Origin of the sequence: Pseudoalteromonas sp. BZB3, assembly GCF_040104455.1 — a bacterium.
In the GTDB taxonomy this organism is placed as follows: domain Bacteria; phylum Pseudomonadota; class Gammaproteobacteria; order Enterobacterales; family Alteromonadaceae; genus Pseudoalteromonas.
Window position 1 is genome coordinate 23534 of record NZ_JBECOS010000007.1, and the last position, 18354, is coordinate 41887.

An 18354-nucleotide genomic window follows, 5' to 3' on the forward strand; every position below is an offset into this window, starting at 1 on the left:
TTAAAAGTATTTGCCCCAAGTTTAGTAAGCATTAAAAGATGCTAGGAGAATACAATGACAAAACATGTGGTGATTACAGGGGCAAATCGCGGTATCGGCCTTGAATTCGCAAAGCAGTATTTAGTGCAAGGTTATGAAGTAACCGCAGTTGTTCGTAAGCCATCAACTGAGCTACAAGAATTATCGGTTAACATCATCGAAGGTATTGATGTGAGCAAAAGTAATGATGTTGCTCGATTAGCATCAGCGCTTAGCGGTAAGTCTATTGATGTGCTTATTAACAACGCAGGTATTTTTGAAAACGAAAGCCTCGCCAATATGGACTTTGAGGCCATTAATGCGCAGCTTCAGATCAATGCAGTTGCGCCTGTGCGAGTCACACACGCTTTGCAAGCTAACTTAGACAGTGGCAGTAAAGTGGCGATGATCACCAGTCGTATGGGCTCAATCGCTGATAATGGCTCAGGTGCTTATATAGGCTATCGTATGTCAAAGGCGGCACTCAATGCAGCTGGCGTAAGTTTAGCGCATGAACTAAAACCTAAAGGTGTCACAGTTGCCTTATTACACCCGGGTTTTGTGCAAACTCAGATGGTTAACTTCGCCGGAGATATCCCACCTCAAGTTGCTGCAGAGCGATTAATACAACGCATCGAAGAGCTGAACTTAGATAATACAGGTAGCTTCTGGCACTCAAACGGTGACATTTTACCTTGGTAAAATAGAGAAAATGAATTACGAGCAGATAGCTGGTAATGCTTTCTGTTCGTCGCGTGTTCAGGTTAGGTTTGCTAAACTTGTGGCAATGATCACTTATCCTGAACAATTATCATGGAATTAGAACAAAACACACCACTCACACTGCCGCTTTTTTTACTTGATGAGCACATTGAGCAGCGCGACCTAGAAGCCTCTGATTTAACACTCAGTGTGATCTTAGACGAAACCTTACTAGCTAACCTCTGTCAAAATCCGACAGAAGATCAAAGCATCAGTATTAATTTAGAAACTTACCAGCTATTTGCCGATAACAGCGATTTCAAACCTGTGATCAGTGAAGCACATCAAGCTCAGTTATTACTTAACCGAGGACCAGTGTTAAGCGCTGTCGTCAGCAGTGGTGAGCAAGTCTTTATTTCTCCTCCAGTAGAAATGATGCCGACATTTGATCTAGGCGACGAAGAAGAGGAGGCGTAATGCCTTTTAAAAAAGGATTTGTTCTTACTTGCCTACTTTTTCTAAGTGGTTGTGTTGCACTGGCTGCCAACCACTACGAAACCCTGTTTGGGCCAGCACAAACACAGCAACGTGAAGTCGTTGCAAATACACCTCATGCGACGCACTATCTGAATGAAGTAAAGCCGATTATTGAGCAGCGCTGTGTGGTGTGTCACGGTTGCTACGATGCACCTTGCCAGCTAAAGCTCTCTTCTCCTGAAGGCATTGATCGAGGCTTGAGTAAGGAGCCTGTGTATGATGGCACTCGTTTATTGGCGCAAACACCGTCACGTTTACTAATAGATGCCACATCTACACAACAATGGCGCGATAAAGGCTTTACTGCGGTGCTTAACGAACATCAGCAAAGTGCAGATGCAAACTTAGCAGCTTCTGTGATTTATCGTTCATTATTATTAAAACAAAATACTGAATTGCCCGCACAGCAAGTGCTAGGTGATGAATTTGATTTTAGTCTAGACCGAACGGCCACTTGCCCGAGCATTGAAGAGTTCGACAGTTATGCGCAAAATCAGCCTCATGCTGGCATGCCGTATGGTTTGCCAGCGCTAGAGCAAAGTGAATTTGTTGTATTGCACGACTGGTTAAAAAGCGGTGCTAAAATGGCTCAGATTGCGCCACCGACCCTAACTGAGCTTGCACAAATTGAAATCTGGGAAGCGTTTCTAAATCAAGATAACCTCAAAGCGCGTTTGTCAGCGCGTTATATTTATGAGCATTGGTATTTGGCGAACATTTACTTTGATGATGCCAATAAATCAGACTCGCCGAGCTTTTTTAAATTAGTGCGCTCAAAAACGCCACCGGGGCAGACGATTGAAATTATCGCGACGCGCCGACCTTTTGATGAGCCAAACGTTGAGCGCGTATATTACCGTTTTCAACATCAGCGCAGCACAGTATTGTCGAAAACCCATATGCCTTTGGCAATTAATGATCGAAAGTTAGCGCGTTTAAAAGCACAGTTTATCGAAGCGGGTTATCAGGTTTCGAGCCTGCCAGGCTATGAGCCTGAGGTCGCTTCGAATCCGTTTAAGAGCTTTGCGCAGCTACCTGTTAAGTCTAAATATCAGTTTATGCTAGATGAAGCACATTTGATCATCAGTGGCTTTATCAAAGGGCCGGTTTGCCGTGGTCAAATTGCATTGAATGTGATTAATGATCACTTTTGGGTCGCCTTTGTCGATCCAGAAAAAAATAGCTCACCAAAAATGGCCGAGTTCTTAATTCACAATGACGATGAACTCGCGCTGCCTGCTGAAGAGCAAAGCAATGCCTTACCTTTTTCAAGTTGGGCTAAATATGCCAAACGCCAGCATGAGTATTTAAATGCTAAAACGAAATTAGCGAACCAAGTGTTTGCCGATGGCAGCAATTTAACCACAGACTTAATTTGGCAAGGTGAAGGGCATAACCGTAATGCAGCACTCACAGTATTTCGCCACTTCGACAGTGCCACTGTGGTAAAAGGTTTTGTTGGCCAGCCACCAAAAACCATGTGGCTATTAGACTATGCGTTGTTTGAGCGTATTCATTACTTGCTGGTGGCCGGCTTTGACGTGTATGGCAATGTAGGGCATCAACTCATTACCCGTTTATATATGGACTTTTTACGTCTTGAGGGCGAGCAAAACTTCATTAATTTACTGCCGCAAGATGAAAGGCAAAAAGTCAAAAATCACTGGTACCGTAAGTCGCATTTAAGCTTAAGTGAGTTTATTAATCGTAAGACCATTTTAGCTGCCCCAACGGGGATGCAATTTACCACCTCTGAGCCTAAGTTAGAGCTATACAGCAAGTTTAAACAGCATTTGCAGCCTATTTTAAGTGAGCGTTATGCCTATAACTTGGTACCTAAGCCATTGGCAAAATTAAATTTGTTACCGAGCAAAGCCATTAATTTACTGCCTCAAGTGTCATTTATTTTGGTCAAACACGGCGAGCAGCATAAAGCGTATACGCTTATTCATCATAACGCGCACTACAATATTTCTAGTTTATTAAACGAAGAAGGTCAGCGTGCTTACGATGAAGATACTGCGACCCTAGTTCCTGGGTTTATTGGAGATTATCCTGCAGCTATATGGTATTTGCCGAATGAGGAGCATGTTCATAGCTTTGTTGAAAATTTGCATAGCATGCAAAGTGAGACCGACTACAGAGCTCTAAAAGAGCAATTCGCAATACGTCGAAGCCATCCGCAATTTTGGCAATACAGCGACCTGTTGCATGAGATTGCTAAGCAGTACAAGGGCATCGAATATGGGGTGTTCGATTACAATCGACTTGAGAATCGATGACCTTATTCACCTTGTAATATAGATAAAAGCCCAAGAAATTGGGTATCATAACCGACAATAAAAACGAAATTAGGAAGCGCACCATGTCTGCGAACACAACAAAGCTAGTCGTTATGCTAGAAATGCAAAATGCCATGAACACTAAGGTTCATGATCAATGGTTTAACCAAGGGTTTGAATGGTATCGCGCTATTTGGGTTGAGTGTGCTGAAATGCTAGACCACTACGGTTGGAAGTGGTGGAAAAAGCAAACGCCAGATACTGAGCAAGTGATTTTAGAGCTGGTGGATATTTTTCACTTCGGCCTATCGCTACGTATTGATGGCGTTAAAAGTTATGAGCAGCTAGCAACTGAACTGGAAAAAGAGTTAAGCGAGCCGCAACTTGCTGAAGACTTTAAACAAACTCTTGAGCAGCTAGCGGCAAGTGCGGTGGCTGATAAGTCTTTCAACGCACAAGCATTCGCTGGTTGCATGCAGCAAATCGGTATGAGCATTGATGATTTATATCGTGGTTATGTTGGCAAGAATACGCTGAACTTCTTTCGTCAAGATCATGGTTATAAAGACGGTTCTTATATCAAAGTATGGAACGGGCAAGAAGACAATGAGCATCTAGTTGAAGTTGTGAAAAGTTTAGACACAGAGCATGCTGATTTTGCTAAGCAAGTTTATGCAGGGTTAGAAGCGCGTTACCCTGCATAATATTTGTTCTAAGCTATTGGCAATAAAGTGCGATAGTCAGTAATTGATAAATAGTCAGTGATGTCTTTCACTGGCTGTTTGCTATCTGGGTTAGCAACAGCTAATAAGTGTTCAATGCCAAATTGTTTAGCTGAAGCTAATACGCTTAAACTGTCATCGACAAACAGAGTTCTGCTTTTATCAAAACCCAAATCAGCTTGAACTTGCTGCCATAAGCTTTGGCTTTCTTTACTCACACCATACTCATGGGTTGAAATCAGCTTATCGAGGTATTGATCAAACTGCGTGCGTTCGACTTTTAAGCTCAAACTATCAGGGTGTGCATTGGTGAGTAGAATTAACTCTTTGCCTGCGGCCTTTAGCGCCTTTAAAAACTCAGGTACATCGTCACGCACAGTGATCAGGTGCTGTACCTCTCGTTTCAGTTCCATAATGGGGAGGTCGAGTTCTTTTTGCCAATAGTCTAAGCAGTACCACTGTATTTTTCCTTCTACAGCTTGGTAGCGTTTCTCTATATCTGCAAAAGCTTCTGAGACACTGATATTGTGCTTTTTTGCGAGCTGCTCGGGGATCACATTTAACCAAAAATGGTTATCAAAATGCAGATCGAGCAGGGTGCCGTCCATATCTAATAAAACGGTATCGATTTTTGACCAATTTAACATAGGCATTTGTCGTTAAAGGCTTTATGATTAAGTTAACTGCCATATTAGCAAATAAACGCCTATGTCACAGAAAAAGCATCCAAACCCACCCGAAATTATCCACTGCGATGTAGTGGCCAAAAGTAAACTTTTTACCGTTGAAGCCTTAGATTTGACCTTTTCAAATGGTGAACAGCGTCAATATGAACGAATTCGAGGCGGTGGCCGAGGTGCTGTGATGGTGTTACCAATCACCGCAGACAACGAGCTTTTATTAGTCAGAGAATATTGTGCGGGCACGCATAATTATCAACTCGGCTTTCCTAAAGGTTTAATTGACCCCGGAGAAACGGCAAAGCAAGCTGGCAACCGCGAGCTAAAAGAAGAAGTAGGCATGGGCGCAGAGCAGTTTGATGAGCTAAAAACGCTGTCACTAGCACCTAGTTATTTTAATGCTCGTATGCACATTTTGGTTGCGCAAAACCTTTACCCAGAAAGTTTAGAAGGTGATGAGCCTGAACCGCTGGTGGTTGTAAAATGGCCATTAGATGAATGGCAATCCTTACTTGAACAAGAAGACTTCACTGAAGCGCGTAGTGTGGCAGCGCTTATGTTGTTACAAACCTTCCTAGCAGCAAAGGAGTAGCATATGCAGTCATTATTAGAGCCTTGTATTGAGCTTGCCCAAAAAGCAGGCCAAGCTATTATGGATATCTATAAACAAGATGACATTGGCCAGCAAGAAAAGTCAGATCATACACCGGTCACCAAAGCTGATTTGGCCTCTAACGAAGTGTTGATGGCAGGTTTGCAGGCTATGGCACCCGATATTCCGATTATGTCTGAAGAAACGCCTATTCCAGCCCTTGAAAAACGTCGCGAGTGGCAGCGTTATTGGTTGCTAGATCCTATGGATGGTACAGGCGAATTTATTCTGCAAAGTGGTGACTTTGCGGTAAATATTGCATTAATAGAAAACAATAAGCCTGTTTTGGGGGTCATTTTCTGGCCGGCTAAAAATACCACATACTTTGCTTATGCAGGTTTAGGTGCATTCAAACGTGTGGGTGAAGAACAGCAGCAAATTAGCGTTGCCTCACCTGATAACTTAACTTTAGCAGTGAGTCGCAGACAAAAACTCGAAGCAGTAAGTCAGTACTTGAATAGCCAATTTGATACCGTTGCGCTTGGTTCATGTTCACTCAAAGCGTGTATCATCGCAGAAGGCAAAGCCGATTGTTTTTTACGAATTGGCCCAACAGGCGAGTGGGACACGGGCGCTTCACAGGTAATTGTAGAAGAAGCCGGTGGCTGTATCACTGATTCTGAGTTTAACCCCTTAACTTATAATCAAAGAGAAACCACAGAAAATCCTGATTTTATCGTTATGGGTCATCCTGATTGGCAATTCCAAAAGCTGATCACGCCTCACCAGCGTATTGTTGAGTAAATGTTAAAAAGCTAGCAGGTAATGCTAGCTTTTTCGGTACTTTGCTAGACTTTTGTTTTATTTTTATCCATTTGAACGCGATTTCGTGTTTTATGCCTTGCAATAAAAATTTAATCCATTATTATAGCGACCTCTTGAAAGGGAGACCTTTCAAAACTCATTAAAATAATTCAATTTATTTTAATGTTACAGGCGCGGGATGGAGCAGCCTGGTAGCTCGTCGGGCTCATAACCCGAAGGTCGTCGGTTCAAATCCGGCTCCCGCAACCAATTCTTTTAGAGAGAATTAAAACCTCTAAGGCTTGTTTGCTTATGCAAACCATTCGGACGCGGGATGGAGCAGCCTGGTAGCTCGTCGGGCTCATAACCCGAAGGTCGTCGGTTCAAATCCGGCTCCCGCAACCAATTCTTCTAAAGTGAATTCATAACTTTAGGGCTCGTTTGCTTATGCAAACCATCTGACGCGGGATGGAGCAGCCTGGTAGCTCGTCGGGCTCATAACCCGAAGGTCGTCGGTTCAAATCCGGCTCCCGCAACCAACTTTCATACCTTAAAAATTTTTTATAAATTCTCCTTATTAAATTAGCTTTTTGGTTAAAACATAATTTTTAACTTTCGTCAGTTTTGTCGGGCTCTCTCTTATTATTCACAAAGGTCATCGGTTCAAATCCGGCTCCGCAACCAACTTTCTTACCTTAAAATCTTTTTATAAAATCTCCTTATTAAATTAGTTTCTTGGTTCAAACATAATTTTTAACTTTTGTCAGTTTTGTCGAGCTCTCTCTTATTATTCACAAAGGTCGTCGGTTCAAACCCGGCTCCCGCAACCAACATTCTTACCTTAAAATCTTTTTATAAAATCTCCTTATTAAATTAGTTTTTGGCCCAAACATAATTTTTAACTTTCGCCAGTTTTGTCGGGCTCGCTTATATTAACCCTTAATTGACTACCAAAGTGATTAATCGTTAATTTCGCTTATCGCTTATCGCTTATCGCTTATCGCTTATCGCTTATCGCTTATCGCTTATCGCTTATCGCTTATCGCTTATCGCTTATCGCTTTAATTGAATTATTTTTATTCTGGACCGACCAGTTTGGGCGTGAAATTTTTAACCTGTTTAAAATTAGAATATTTAGCCTTTTATAGTAAAAAGTTGCATTGAAAATGTAATTTTTTATGTTTTATCATGCAATTTAAATCAATTAACTGCTCGAAATAGATTAAGATCTGCGCTAATTCTATAATCATAAACGAGAGCAACATGACAGCAGTAAACAACCAGAATTTGCTTCAATTACGTTTTATTCAACAGCCTCATATTGATGGTGTAAAACCATTCTTTGATCATCTACCTGATAACCCATATGCAGACGGTGCTTTCCGTAAACGTCGTTATTCGGTATTGAAGTTTGTTGATAATGAAGTAAGCCTTCAGCCAACTAAAGCGTTTGTTCAAGACGACTCAATTAACAACTTTCAGGGTAACATTGAGCGTGTTTATGAGAATTTAGAAACCGATTTAATTAATAGCGATGCATTTAAGCACTTACTGACTGAATTCAGAGCGATGACTGGCATTGAAGAGAGCCGTGACATCGAAGTTCATCAGTTCAGAATGTTAGCGATTGAAAGTGACACACCACCGGCACCAGAAGGTGTTCACCAAGATGGTTTTGATCATGTATGTGTATGTGGCGTCTCTCATGAAAATATCGCAGGCGGTGAACTGCTGGTATACGAGCACAAAGAAGCTGAGCCTTGCTTCAAGATGGAAATCAAAGACGGTTTGTTTGCACTTGTGAATGACCGTGAAGTTTGGCACAACGCCACACCGATGAATAAACTAAATGCCGATGAAGTTGGTTATTTAGATTGCTTCGTGTTTACAGCGTAAGAGGCCATAATGGAACTACAAAAATTGCGTCGTCAGTTCCCTGCACTTATGCAGCAGGTCAATGGTCAATCTCCTATCTTCCTTGATGGTCCGGGTGGCTCGCAAGTACCTCAGTCAGTGTTGAGTGCGATGTCGGCTTATTTGGGTTACTACAACTCAAATTTAGGTGGGGCATTCTTCTCAAGCGATAAAACGGTCAGTTTAATGGACAATGCACGTCAAGCAGTTGCTGATTTATTAAATGCGCCTAGCAAAGAGCAAATCGTGTTTGGCGCGAACATGACGAGTCTAACATTTAGCTTTAGCCGTGCGATATCACGTGACTGGCAAGCGGGTGATGAGGTGATTGTGACCAATGCCGATCACTTCTCAAATGTATCTTCTTGGCGTCAGGCTACTGAAGATAAAGGCGCACTTGTACACGCTGTAAAAATCAATGAAACGGATTGCACTCTAGATTTAGCACACTACAAGTCACTGTTAAATGACAAAACTAAGCTAGTTGCAGTGACTTATGCGTCGAACACCACGGGTTCTATTAACGATATTAAACAGATCGTTGAGCTTGCGCACCAAGTTGGTGCGTTGGTGTATGTGGATGCGGTTCACTACGCACCCCATGAGCTTATTGATGTTCAGGCACTTAACTGTGACTTCTTAGCGTGTTCGGCTTACAAGTTCTTTGGCCCGCACGTAGGGATTGTTTATGGTAAGCGTGAACATTTAGAAGGTTTTACACCATATAAAGTGGAGCCTGCAAAAGATGTGATCCCAGGTCGTTGGGAAACAGGTACGCAGAGCTTTGAAGGTTTAGCGGGTGTGATTGCTGCCATTGATTACATAGCTAGTCTAAGTGACCTACCAGAAAGCACGCCACGTCGTGAGCGTTTAGCACAAGCATTTGCTAACACCAAAGAACATGAAATGGCATTAAGTGCTTATTTCTTAAAGCGCCTTGCTGATTTTCCTCAGATCCGTTTATATGGTATCGAAGATGAATCTCGTCTTGCTGAGCGTACACCAACTTTTGCTTTAACATTTGAAGGCTTTGCACCGCGAGAAGTGTCTGAGTTCTTAGGCAAACAACACATGTGTGTATGGGATGGTAACTTCTATGCGCAAGGTTTATGTGAGCAGCTTGGTGTAATGGATAAAGGTGGTGTTGTTCGTATTGGTTGTATGCACTACAACACCATTGAAGAGCTAGAAAAGTTATTCAGTGCGTTTGAAGCGTTACTGAATCGCTAATTTTACTTGAGTAAAAAAGGCGCTATTAAGCGCCTTTTTTATTTCTAACGGTAGTCTTAGCAGTAATCTTTATTGCTAACGCAACCTAAGTAGCTCATACAACGCCAAGCAGGCTGTGTCCAATTAGGATCCCAACCTCCGGCTACTTTTGGGGTAACAGCTTGTGGTAAATCGCTGCTGTTTTTTGACAGGCTTTTCATTTTCTTTTTGTTTAATTGCAACTTCATATTATTTTCCTTAATTAAAGTCGGCTCGCTTGAGTAAAAAATAATCGCTGCAATTACACTTGAAGTAAAATGAAATATATTAATGTACGAAAAATAAGCTAAATATTTTCTTCAATATAATTATTTAGCTTTGCGATTCGCTGGCCCATTCCTTCAATAATTTTATCTTTGATTTTTTCTCTGATCACACTTGGTAAGCGAGTTAATGCTTCAGGTGTAATGGTCAGTAAAATACTGTCGCTGAGTGCTTTGGCATTGGTACTGTGTTCACGTTTACAAATAAATGCGCCTTCACCTATGAATTCACCCGGACCTACCTTGCCGAGCTGACTGAGTTCTTCTTTTTTAAATATAGCGAGTTCACCGCTTAGGATAATAAATAAACGGTTATCTTGATCGAAGCGTTTGAAGGCATGCTTGTCTTTTTGCACGAGATATAAATGGCTGAAAGACTCAAGCAATACTTGTCTTTCAGCTAAAGTGAAGTCACTAAAAAAAGGCAGGCGATTGATTATTTCTAGCTGTTTAATCAGCGGTACATGTTCTAGTAACTTCATAGATAATATTCAGAATAGTTTTAACTATCCTGAATATTGCGCTCTTTTAGTTTTCGGGTCAATGTATTGCGGCCCCAACCTATACGAAGTGCAGCATCTTGTTTATGACCGTGGCAGGCATTTAAAGCGGTTTTGATCAGACGGGTTTCAAGTTGCGCTTGAACTGCCGGCCAAATATTCTCTTTGCCGTTTTTAAGCTCTTGGTTAAGCCAAACTTGAAAGGCATCGAGCCAATCGCCTTGCGCTTCTGGTTGTACTTGCGTGTGTTGTAACTCGTCGGGTAAGTCGATATCACCAACTAGTTCGCCAGGTGCCATAACAGTTAACCAGCGGCAGGTGTTTTCTAATTGACGTACATTCCCCGGCCAGTGATACAACTGCATGGTCTTGATCGCTTCAGCAGAAAGCGTTTTACTTTCGACCTGTAATTCTTTCGCGCTCTTTGCTAAAAAGTGAACGGCTAAACGTTCAATGTCTTCTGGGCGCTCTCGTAAGGCAGGGATCTTCAAACGCACTACATTGAGGCGATGGAATAAGTCTTCACGGAATTTACCTTTTTGCACTAAGGTTTCGAGATCTTGGTGTGTAGCCGCGATAATTCTTACATCAACCTTAATGCTTTGATGCCCACCAACACGATAGAACTCTCCATCGGCTAACACGCGCAATAAACGAGTTTGCACGTCGAGTGGCATATCACCGATTTCATCTAAAAATAACGTACCACCGTCTGCCTGCTCAAAGCGGCCGCGACGTATGCTATCAGCGCCAGTGAAGGCGCCTTTTTCATGACCAAACAACTCTGACTCTACAAGATCTTTTGGAATAGCCGCCATGTTGAGTGCGATGAAAGTATTGGCTTTACGCGGGCTGTGATTATGTAATGCGCCTGCAACAAGCTCTTTACCAGTACCTGATTCGCCATTGATCAAAACACTCATACTTGAAGCCGATAGTTTTCCGATAGCGCGAAATACTTCCTGCATTGCAGGGGCTTCGCCTATGATATCAGGGCTGTTTTGTGGTGTGCTCGGTTGCGCTTTGGTTTTACGGTTTTGTTGCTGAGTCTCGTAAGCACGTTCAACTAGTTGAGTTGCTTCGTTCAGATCAAAGGGCTTTGCCAGATATTCAAATGCCCCTTTTTGAAATGCATTGACCGCTGAATCTAGGTCTGAGTGTGCTGTCATAATGATCACAGGCAGATTCGGATACTGGCTATTAATCTGTTCGAGTAGTGCCATGCCATCGATACCCGGCATACGCACATCAGACACAAGCACTGCAGGTTGGTTGTATTCAAGCGCAGTCAGTACATCTTGGCCATTTGTAAAGCTTTCTGTGGCAAAACCTGCACGAGACAAAGCCTTATCTAAAACGAATCGAATAGATGCATCATCGTCAACTAACCAGACTGATTTCATTCGTGATTCCCCGATGGTTGTGATGTAAATGGCAAATATATATTGAACTCGGTATGACCCGGCCAGCTATCACATTCAATACTGCCACCGTGTTGTTCTATCAGTGTTTGTGCAATAGAGAGCCCGAGACCAGAGCCACCCTCTTTATTGGTTACCATAGGGTAAAATAAGGTGTCTTTTAATTGTTCGTCTATACCTGGTCCATTGTCGCTGATTTGAATAAGCAGTGCTTTTTTAACGACATGATCCCCTTGACGAACACGATGTCTGAATCGGGTTTTTAAGGTTATCTCTCCACCTTGTTTGAGCGCTTGCTGTGCGTTACGCACGATGTTTAAGATCACTTGTTGGATCTTAGCTTGGTCAATAACCGCATCAGGAATACTCGGATCGTAATCTTTCTTTAAGCTGATGTGTTGACCCTGTTCAAAGCTACATAGTTTGATCACAGACTCTAACAGTTGGTGGATATTGCACGATGTTTTATTAGGGAGCTGGTTAGGGCCTAATAATTTATCTACCAATTCAGTCAGTCTATCTGCTTGCTCTATGATCAGTTGTGCACATTGCTCGCGCTCTTGCTGGCAAGTCTCATACTGCAATAATTGCGCCGCTCCACGAATTCCACCTAATGGATTTTTTATTTCATGGGCAAGACCGCGGATCAGTGTGCGTGCGGCATGATATTGGTGCATTTGCTTAGAGGCTTGATCAAATTTTACTTCGTCATCAATTTTGCGACATTCAAGCAAGATGTAAGCTTGGTGCTGATGCACAATTTTGCGACTATAAATGTTCAGTGTGGCGGAGCGATTATCGATGAACACCACGTCTACTCTGTGTTGCTGGCAATCAACGCCTTCATCTAGCACGTATTGAGAGAGCTTTTCTAGGTCGATACTATGATGATTAAAAATACTGAGTAGGGGTTGATTGAGTAGGCGTTTTAGGCCCAAGCCAAACAGTTCACTACAAGAATTGTTGGCAAATTGAATAGTGTAAGCATCATCAATGACTAAGATGCAAGTTGATAGATTTTGCCAAACGTTTTCGGCAAAAGACGTTAAGGAGTGTACCATGATGGATCAGCTTTCATTGTTATGCACCAATTTGGTGCGTTTTATCATACGCCTACATTTGACTTGCATCAACGATTACTGACACTGGCTTTATGAAGGTAAAATGTGTGCTCTTTGCTTGTCACAATTTGTGTGCCTTGAGGGTTGAAAACAGCCATTTTTATCTTATGTTCACCTCGTGAGAGTGATTTAAGTACAAATGAAGTGGAAGACTGCTTTGCACCTACAGTACTGCCGTTATGGAAGAGCTGGACGGTAAAGCCTTTATGAAACCTAGGCAGCACTTGTCCACTGACATAAACGGTACCGGTGTTTTCTCTAATGGTTTGCTCATGGTTTGGTGAAGTGATATTTGCTTGATAAGAGATTTGCTTTTGGGTGTTTGATGATTGCAGAACATTGGTATTGGTATTGGTATTGGTATTGGTACTGGTACTTGGCATGACCAATGGCTTATTTAACTTTACTTCTTGCGCGCCTTTTCTGGGGGTGTCTGAGTAGACCCAATTGCCATTTTTATCTTTCCAACGATAAATTTTAGCGTCACTTGGCAGCGAAATCAGTGTCATTAAAATACATAACCCTTTTACCGTCCATTTCATTTTTTTGCCCTAACTCTTATCACACAATGCAATAAATACTTTAGTTGTTTATGAACTGCTTTACCATAAAAAAGCCCGCTTTCGCGGGCTTGAGAACACATATGATTTAGGTGCGTGTCAGTTACACGCTTGAGTGCATTTTAAACTCGTCACTTGTAGTGTGAGTTGTCATGTCCTCTAGAATTTAACTGCTAATTAAGCAATTAAACGCTGTAGTACATTTCGAACTCAACTGGGTGAGTCGTCATGTTCAGTTTTTCCACTTCTTGTGACTTAAGTTTGATGTATGCATCAATTAAGTCATCAGTGAATACGCCACCTTGGATAAGGAATTCACGGTCAGCATCAAGTGCTGAAAGCGCTTCTTCTAGTGAAGCTGCAACTGTTGGGATTTCAGCCGCTTCTTCTGCAGGTAGGTCATATAAATCTTTGTCCATTGCATCGCCAGGGTGGATCTTGTTCTTGATACCGTCAAGACCAGCCATAAGCATTGCTGAGAACGCTAGGTAAGGGTTTGCTGTTGGATCTGGGAAACGTACTTCGATACGACGTGCTTTCTCAGAAGGAACAACTGGAATACGGATTGAAGCAGAGCGGTTACGTGCAGAGTATGCAAGCATTACTGGTGCTTCGAAGCCTGGTACTAAACGTTTGTATGAGTTAGTAGACGCGTTAGCGAATGCGTTGATTGCTTTAGCGTGCTTAATGATACCACCGATGTAGTATAGTGCTTCTTCAGAAAGACCGCCGTACTTGTCACCAGCGAAGATGTTCTGGCCATCTTTACCTAGTGATTGGTGACAGTGCATGCCTGAACCATTATCGCCTACGATTGGCTTAGGCATGAAAGTTGCCGTTTTACCATATAGGTGCGCCATGTTGTGGATAACGTATTTCATTTCTTGAATTTCGTCTGCCTTCAATACCATGGTATTAAAGCGAGTTGCGATTTCGTTTTGACCCGCTGTAGCTACTTCGTGGTGGTGTGCTTCAACAACTTGGCCTAATTCTTCTAGAACTAAACACGTTGCAGAGCGCCAATCTTGTGAAGAATCAACCGGTGCTACTGGGAAGTAACCGCCTTTTACGCCTGGACGGTGACCCGTGTTACCACCTTCGTAATCTTTGTCAGAGTTCCAACATGCTTCTTGAGCATCAATTTTGTACATAGAACCAGACATGTCAGTTTTGTACTTAACATCGTCAAATAGGAAGAATTCTGGTTCTGGACCAAATAAAACAGTGTCTGCGATACCAGTTGAACGCATGTACTCTTCTGCGCGCTTAGCAACAGAACGTGGGTCGCGCTCGTAACCTTGAAGTGTTGATGGCTCAACAACATCACAACGTACGATGAGTGTTGTTTCTTCTGCAAATGGGTCTAACTTTGCAGAGTCAGCATCAGGCATTAGCACCATGTCTGATTCGTTGATGCCTTTCCAACCAGCGATTGAAGAACCATCAAACATTTTACCATCTTCAAAAAAATCTTCGTCAGCTTGGTGATGAGGAATAGAAACGTGTTGTTCTTTACCTTTAGTGTCAGTGAAACGTAGGTCAACAAACTTAACGTCGTTTTCCTTGATAAATTGTAAAACTGTATGAGACATGTGTGTCCTCCAAAACTCGTTGGGTTAGTTATTTTGCTATAACTTTCGTTATTACTGCGCAGCTATAAGCGGGTATTGTGCCAGTTTTTTATCTAAATGAATTTAAAGGTTTTTTGTGTTATTTGATTTGTGTTGCACCTTAGTGGTGCACCAACATGATCCGCAAATGCACGCTTGTGGTGCAGCTCCAGTATAGTGCATGATGCTTTTTTGCCCAGTTTTTAGTTGCAAAAATACACGCTTTAATTTCATTTCCATGCTGTATTAAGCAGCAGGATGGCTGTATTGTCATTTAAATCACATTTATAAAAGGTATTTTGTTGAGATTATTGTATTAAAGCAGGCGCTTTTATGGCGTGGTTTATTTCAGCTTCTATACTGAATTGACCCTTTATTCGTCGAATAGTGACGTCAGTTGAAAAAATAATGCTGCATAAACTTTCATCTATGGCGTTATTAGGGGATAATACGTCCCTTTTAAATTCTAGCGGCCTATTTTGGGCTGTGCTACACGATTTGGTGTATAGGATTAACCCACTCTTTCGAGTAATTATCTGAGTTATAAACATGAGCATTGAAAAATTACGTAATATCGCGATTATCGCGCACGTTGACCACGGTAAAACGACCCTAGTAGACAAGCTACTAGAGCAATCGGGCACGTTAGAAACACGTGGCGGTAATGAAGAACGCGTGATGGATTCCAACGACATCGAAAAAGAGCGTGGTATTACCATCCTAGCTAAAAACACCGCGATTGAGTGGAACGATTACCACATCAACATCGTAGACACTCCGGGACACGCTGACTTCGGTGGTGAAGTAGAACGTGTTCTTTCAATGGTTGACTCAGTATTACTTCTAGTTGATGCGCAAGAAGGTCCAATGCCGCAAACGCGTTTCGTAACGCAAAAAGCATTCGCACTAGGTCTTAAGCCAATCGTTGTTATCAACAAAATCGACAAGCCAGGTGCACGCCCTGATTGGGTAATGGACCAAGTATTCGATCTATTCGATAACCTAGGTGCAACTGACGAGCAGCTTGATTTCCAAGTTATCTACGCTTCAGCAATTAACGGTTGGGCAACGCTTGACCTAGACGAGCCTTCAGACAACATGCAACCAATGTTTGAAGCGATCGTTGAGCAAGTAGAAAAGCCAGATGCAGATCCTGCAGGCGCATTCCAAATGCAGATTTCACAGCTAGACTACAACTCATACATCGGTGTAATCGGTGTTGGTCGTATCAAGCGTGGTACTGTTAAAGTAAACCAACAAGTAACAATTGTTGGTGCTGACGGTTCTACTCGCAACGGTAAAGTTGGCCAAGTACTGACTTACTTAGGTCTTGACCGTCACGAAGCACAAGAAGCGCAAGCGGGCGACATCATTGCAATTACCGGTCTAGGTGAACTTAAGATCTCTGATACTGTATGTGATGTAAACGCAGTTGAAGCACTTCCAGCGCTTTCTGTTGATGAACCGACAGTAACAATGACGTTCTCTGTAAATACGTCTCCGTTCTCTGGCCAAGAAGGTAAATTCGTAACTTCACGTAATATCCTTGAACGTCTTCAAGCTGAGCTTGTTCACAACGTAGCACTACGTGTTGAAGAAACAGATAACCCAGATAGCTTCCGCGTGTCAGGTCGTGGTGAACTTCACCTAGGTATCCTAATCGAAAACATGCGTCGTGAAGGTTACGAACTAGCTGTATCTCGTCCAGAAGTAATTCTTCGCGAAGTAGATGGTCAGTTAGAAGAACCGTACGAAACAGTAACAGTTGACGTTGAAGAAGAGCACCAAGGTTCTATCATGGAGCAACTTGGTCTTCGTAAAGCAGAAATGACTGACATGGCACCAGATGGCAAAGGTCGTATCCGTATGGACTTCATGATGCCTTCACGTGGTCTTATCGGTTTCCAAACTGACTTTATGACGCTGACGTCTGGTTCTGGTCTAATGTACCACACGTTTGATCACTACGGTCCACACAAAGGCGGTAACATTGGTCAACGTAAGAACGGTGTACTTATCGCAAATGCTGCTGGTAAAGCACTAACTAACGCACTATTCAACCTTCAAGACCGTGGTAAGCTATTCATCGGTCATGGTGTTGAAGTATACGAAGGTATGATCATCGGTATTCACGCGCGTGATAACGACCTAACTGTAAACGCCCTTAAAGGTAAGCAGCTTACTAACGTACGTGCATCGGGTACTGACGAAGCGCAAAACCTTGTGCCACCAATCGTTATGACACTAGAGCAAGCACTTGAGTTCATCGATGATGATGAGCTAGTAGAAGTAACACCTGAAAGCATCCGTATCCGTAAGAAGCTACTTACTGAAAGCGAGCGTAAGCGCGCGAGCCGTGAAGCTAAGAAATAATCTCTTACGAGATGTAAAAAAACCGCTCAACTGAGCGGTTTTTTTGTAGCTAAATAAAGCAAACTATTTAGAAGTATTACTTTTTGGCTTTGAATTAAAACAAACCATAGCTTTCGGTTTCTTCAGGGTCATAGCTTTGTAAATGTTCGGGTCTAAAAATCGCACTAGGATCGATTAATACGCTATGTGTATCATCACGTTTAATTAAACCTTTCATCATTTGCTTAGTTTGTGGATCGATATCAAAACCGATATTGGTGATCTCATTGAGTGGTTTGATCTCACTCTCATCGCAATGAATATTGTCTTGTACTTGATCGACCAACAAACCAATATGTGGTTTTTGACCATCTAAGGTTGTGAAAACAATAATAGGTTTATGATCGAGCGTGATTTGATCTCTTGCTGACTCAAATAATCGGATCAGTTTTTGATAAGTCGTAGTGCGCTCTTTTTCGAGCATTCTTACTGCTTGTTCTTTTTCGCCTTTGGCACACATATCTAATAAGGTGCTTGAAAGATTGTGTAATTTTGTATGTGGTTCTTCAAAGCGGGCAAGTAAAGCTTTTAAATCTTCATTATCAGTTTTGAAACTATAAAACCACTTACCAAATTCACTCTGTCGAGGATCTCGTGCTTTGGTAAAAGCGACACCTTCATGAATGCTGTGTTCAAGTGCGACTAACCAAGCTTTATGATCTTGTTCACGATCATGTAGTAGTTTTACGAGTGCTTGATTTACTTCTGAGGAAGATTGGTTATTTAAGATTAAGCCAAGATCAAAAATAGGTGTTGGGGTGCCCATGTAATCTTTGACCCCTAAGAAGCTTGGGTTGCCGTTTGGCAATGAGGTTAGGTTTCCTTCATAGCGCTCGGTCAGCAATATGTCTAAGATCTTTAAAGAAATTGTTTTTTGCCCAACACGAAAGTTAATTAAATCCATGTCTGCCTCATCATGCTTATAAGTATGACTAATGATAGATCAA

General features: G+C 42.2%; 17 protein-coding genes and 3 tRNA genes. 12 read left to right on the forward strand and 8 right to left on the reverse strand.

Annotated features, from left to right (window positions below; all coding sequences use genetic code 11):
- Positions 1-54 precede the first annotated feature (54 nt).
- The 4 genes from ABMY35_RS05495 to ABMY35_RS05510 all read left to right on the forward strand — a co-directional run bounded on the left by ABMY35_RS05495 (position 55) and on the right by ABMY35_RS05510 (position 4243).
- On the forward strand, positions 55-720 hold the full coding sequence (locus tag ABMY35_RS05495) for an SDR family oxidoreductase (protein ID WP_349285362.1): 666 nt from the start codon (positions 55-57) through the stop codon (positions 718-720).
- A gap of 111 nt (positions 721-831) precedes the next feature.
- Positions 832-1197, forward strand: a complete 366-nt coding sequence (locus tag ABMY35_RS05500) for a hypothetical protein (protein ID WP_349285363.1) — start codon at positions 832-834, stop codon at positions 1195-1197.
- Complete coding sequence (locus ABMY35_RS05505) at positions 1197-3539, forward strand: fatty acid cis/trans isomerase (protein WP_349285364.1); 2343 nt, start codon at positions 1197-1199, stop codon at positions 3537-3539. The genes ABMY35_RS05500 and ABMY35_RS05505 overlap by 1 nt, the downstream gene beginning before the upstream one ends.
- Before the next feature lie 83 nt (positions 3540-3622).
- A complete protein-coding gene (locus tag ABMY35_RS05510; RefSeq protein ID WP_349285365.1) occupies positions 3623-4243 on the forward strand; it encodes a dUTP diphosphatase in 621 nt (206 codons plus the stop codon).
- An 8-nt stretch (positions 4244-4251) separates the two neighbouring features.
- Here ABMY35_RS05510 and yrfG read toward each other — a convergent pair whose 3' ends face one another.
- Positions 4252-4908, reverse strand: a complete 657-nt coding sequence (gene yrfG / locus ABMY35_RS05515; RefSeq protein WP_349285366.1) for a GMP/IMP nucleotidase — start codon at positions 4906-4908, stop codon at positions 4252-4254.
- Positions 4909-4969: 61 nt separating this feature from the next.
- On the opposite strand from yrfG, the gene nudE reads away from it, so the two are divergent.
- From nudE to ABMY35_RS05550, 7 genes are all read left to right on the forward strand, one after another.
- Positions 4970-5533 (forward strand): ADP compounds hydrolase NudE, encoded by a 564-nt coding sequence (gene nudE / locus ABMY35_RS05520; protein WP_138484616.1) that lies wholly within the window; start codon positions 4970-4972, stop codon positions 5531-5533.
- A 3-nt stretch (positions 5534-5536) separates the two neighbouring features.
- Positions 5537-6337 (forward strand): 3'(2'),5'-bisphosphate nucleotidase CysQ, encoded by an 801-nt coding sequence (gene cysQ, locus ABMY35_RS05525; protein WP_349285367.1) that lies wholly within the window; start codon positions 5537-5539, stop codon positions 6335-6337.
- 193 nt (positions 6338-6530) lie between these two features.
- Positions 6531-6607, forward strand: a tRNA-Met gene (locus ABMY35_RS05530).
- Between the two features lie 58 nt (positions 6608-6665).
- Positions 6666-6742, forward strand: a tRNA-Met gene (locus ABMY35_RS05535).
- A 57-nt stretch (positions 6743-6799) separates the two neighbouring features.
- Positions 6800-6876 (forward strand) — tRNA-Met (locus ABMY35_RS05540).
- A 724-nt stretch (positions 6877-7600) separates the two neighbouring features.
- The gene (locus ABMY35_RS05545) at positions 7601-8233 is read left to right on the forward strand and encodes a 2OG-Fe dioxygenase family protein (protein WP_138630925.1); all 633 of its coding nucleotides are present in this window, start codon (positions 7601-7603) and stop codon (positions 8231-8233) included.
- Between the two features lie 9 nt (positions 8234-8242).
- Entirely contained in the window at positions 8243-9481 is a 1239-nt protein-coding gene (locus ABMY35_RS05550) for a cysteine desulfurase-like protein (protein ID WP_349285368.1), read from the forward strand.
- A gap of 56 nt (positions 9482-9537) precedes the next feature.
- Here the strand turns inward: ABMY35_RS05550 and ABMY35_RS05555 are convergent, their stop codons facing one another.
- From ABMY35_RS05555 to glnA, 6 genes are all read right to left on the reverse strand, one after another.
- Entirely contained in the window at positions 9538-9708 is a 171-nt protein-coding gene (locus ABMY35_RS05555) for a hypothetical protein (RefSeq protein WP_171037261.1), read from the reverse strand.
- Between the two features lie 98 nt (positions 9709-9806).
- Entirely contained in the window at positions 9807-10265 is a 459-nt protein-coding gene (locus ABMY35_RS05560) for a cyclic nucleotide-binding domain-containing protein (protein WP_349285369.1), read from the reverse strand.
- Positions 10266-10285: 20 nt separating this feature from the next.
- Entirely contained in the window at positions 10286-11686 is a 1401-nt protein-coding gene (ntrC, locus tag ABMY35_RS05565) for a nitrogen regulation protein NR(I) (protein ID WP_349285370.1), read from the reverse strand.
- The gene (gene glnL / locus ABMY35_RS05570; RefSeq protein WP_349285371.1) at positions 11683-12765 is read right to left on the reverse strand and encodes a nitrogen regulation protein NR(II); all 1083 of its coding nucleotides are present in this window, start codon (positions 12763-12765) and stop codon (positions 11683-11685) included. Before glnL ends, ntrC begins: the two co-directional genes overlap by 4 nt.
- 68 nt (positions 12766-12833) lie before the next feature.
- Complete coding sequence (locus ABMY35_RS05575; RefSeq protein WP_349285372.1) at positions 12834-13367, reverse strand: DUF4124 domain-containing protein; 534 nt, start codon at positions 13365-13367, stop codon at positions 12834-12836.
- Positions 13368-13570: 203 nt separating this feature from the next.
- On the reverse strand, positions 13571-14977 hold the full coding sequence (gene glnA / locus ABMY35_RS05580; protein ID WP_058031201.1) for a glutamate--ammonia ligase: 1407 nt from the start codon (positions 14975-14977) through the stop codon (positions 13571-13573).
- 567 nt (positions 14978-15544) lie between these two features.
- Here glnA and typA point away from each other — a divergent pair.
- Positions 15545-17368, forward strand: a complete 1824-nt coding sequence (gene typA, locus ABMY35_RS05585; protein WP_058031200.1) for a translational GTPase TypA — start codon at positions 15545-15547, stop codon at positions 17366-17368.
- Positions 17369-17462: 94 nt separating this feature from the next.
- On the opposite strand, the gene ABMY35_RS05590 is transcribed toward typA, so the two are convergent.
- On the reverse strand, positions 17463-18311 hold the full coding sequence (locus ABMY35_RS05590; protein WP_349285373.1) for a CZB domain-containing protein: 849 nt from the start codon (positions 18309-18311) through the stop codon (positions 17463-17465).
- Positions 18312-18354 lie beyond the last annotated feature (43 nt).

Excerpts from the sequence above, each read along its gene's own strand:
- ABMY35_RS05495 (WP_349285362.1), top strand. The coding sequence starts at position 55 with ATGACAAAACATGTGGTGATTACAGGGGCAAATCGCGGTATCGGCCTT.
- ABMY35_RS05500 (WP_349285363.1), top strand. The coding sequence starts at position 832 with ATGGAATTAGAACAAAACACACCACTCACACTGCCGCTTTTTTTACTT.
- ABMY35_RS05505 (WP_349285364.1), top strand. The coding sequence starts at position 1,197 with ATGCCTTTTAAAAAAGGATTTGTTCTTACTTGCCTACTTTTTCTAAGT.
- ABMY35_RS05510 (WP_349285365.1), top strand. The coding sequence starts at position 3,623 with ATGTCTGCGAACACAACAAAGCTAGTCGTTATGCTAGAAATGCAAAAT.
- yrfG (WP_349285366.1), bottom strand. The coding sequence starts at position 4,908 with ATGTTAAATTGGTCAAAAATCGATACCGTTTTATTAGATATGGACGGC.
- nudE (WP_138484616.1), top strand. The coding sequence starts at position 4,970 with ATGTCACAGAAAAAGCATCCAAACCCACCCGAAATTATCCACTGCGAT.
- cysQ (WP_349285367.1), top strand. The coding sequence starts at position 5,537 with ATGCAGTCATTATTAGAGCCTTGTATTGAGCTTGCCCAAAAAGCAGGC.
- ABMY35_RS05545 (WP_138630925.1), top strand. The coding sequence starts at position 7,601 with ATGACAGCAGTAAACAACCAGAATTTGCTTCAATTACGTTTTATTCAA.
- ABMY35_RS05550 (WP_349285368.1), top strand. The coding sequence starts at position 8,243 with ATGGAACTACAAAAATTGCGTCGTCAGTTCCCTGCACTTATGCAGCAG.
- ABMY35_RS05555 (WP_171037261.1), bottom strand. The coding sequence starts at position 9,708 with ATGAAGTTGCAATTAAACAAAAAGAAAATGAAAAGCCTGTCAAAAAAC.
- ABMY35_RS05560 (WP_349285369.1), bottom strand. The coding sequence starts at position 10,265 with ATGAAGTTACTAGAACATGTACCGCTGATTAAACAGCTAGAAATAATC.
- ntrC (WP_349285370.1), bottom strand. The coding sequence starts at position 11,686 with ATGAAATCAGTCTGGTTAGTTGACGATGATGCATCTATTCGATTCGTT.
- glnL (WP_349285371.1), bottom strand. The coding sequence starts at position 12,765 with ATGGTACACTCCTTAACGTCTTTTGCCGAAAACGTTTGGCAAAATCTA.
- ABMY35_RS05575 (WP_349285372.1), bottom strand. The coding sequence starts at position 13,367 with ATGAAATGGACGGTAAAAGGGTTATGTATTTTAATGACACTGATTTCG.
- glnA (WP_058031201.1), bottom strand. The coding sequence starts at position 14,977 with ATGTCTCATACAGTTTTACAATTTATCAAGGAAAACGACGTTAAGTTT.
- typA (WP_058031200.1), top strand. The coding sequence starts at position 15,545 with ATGAGCATTGAAAAATTACGTAATATCGCGATTATCGCGCACGTTGAC.
- ABMY35_RS05590 (WP_349285373.1), bottom strand. The coding sequence starts at position 18,311 with ATGGATTTAATTAACTTTCGTGTTGGGCAAAAAACAATTTCTTTAAAG.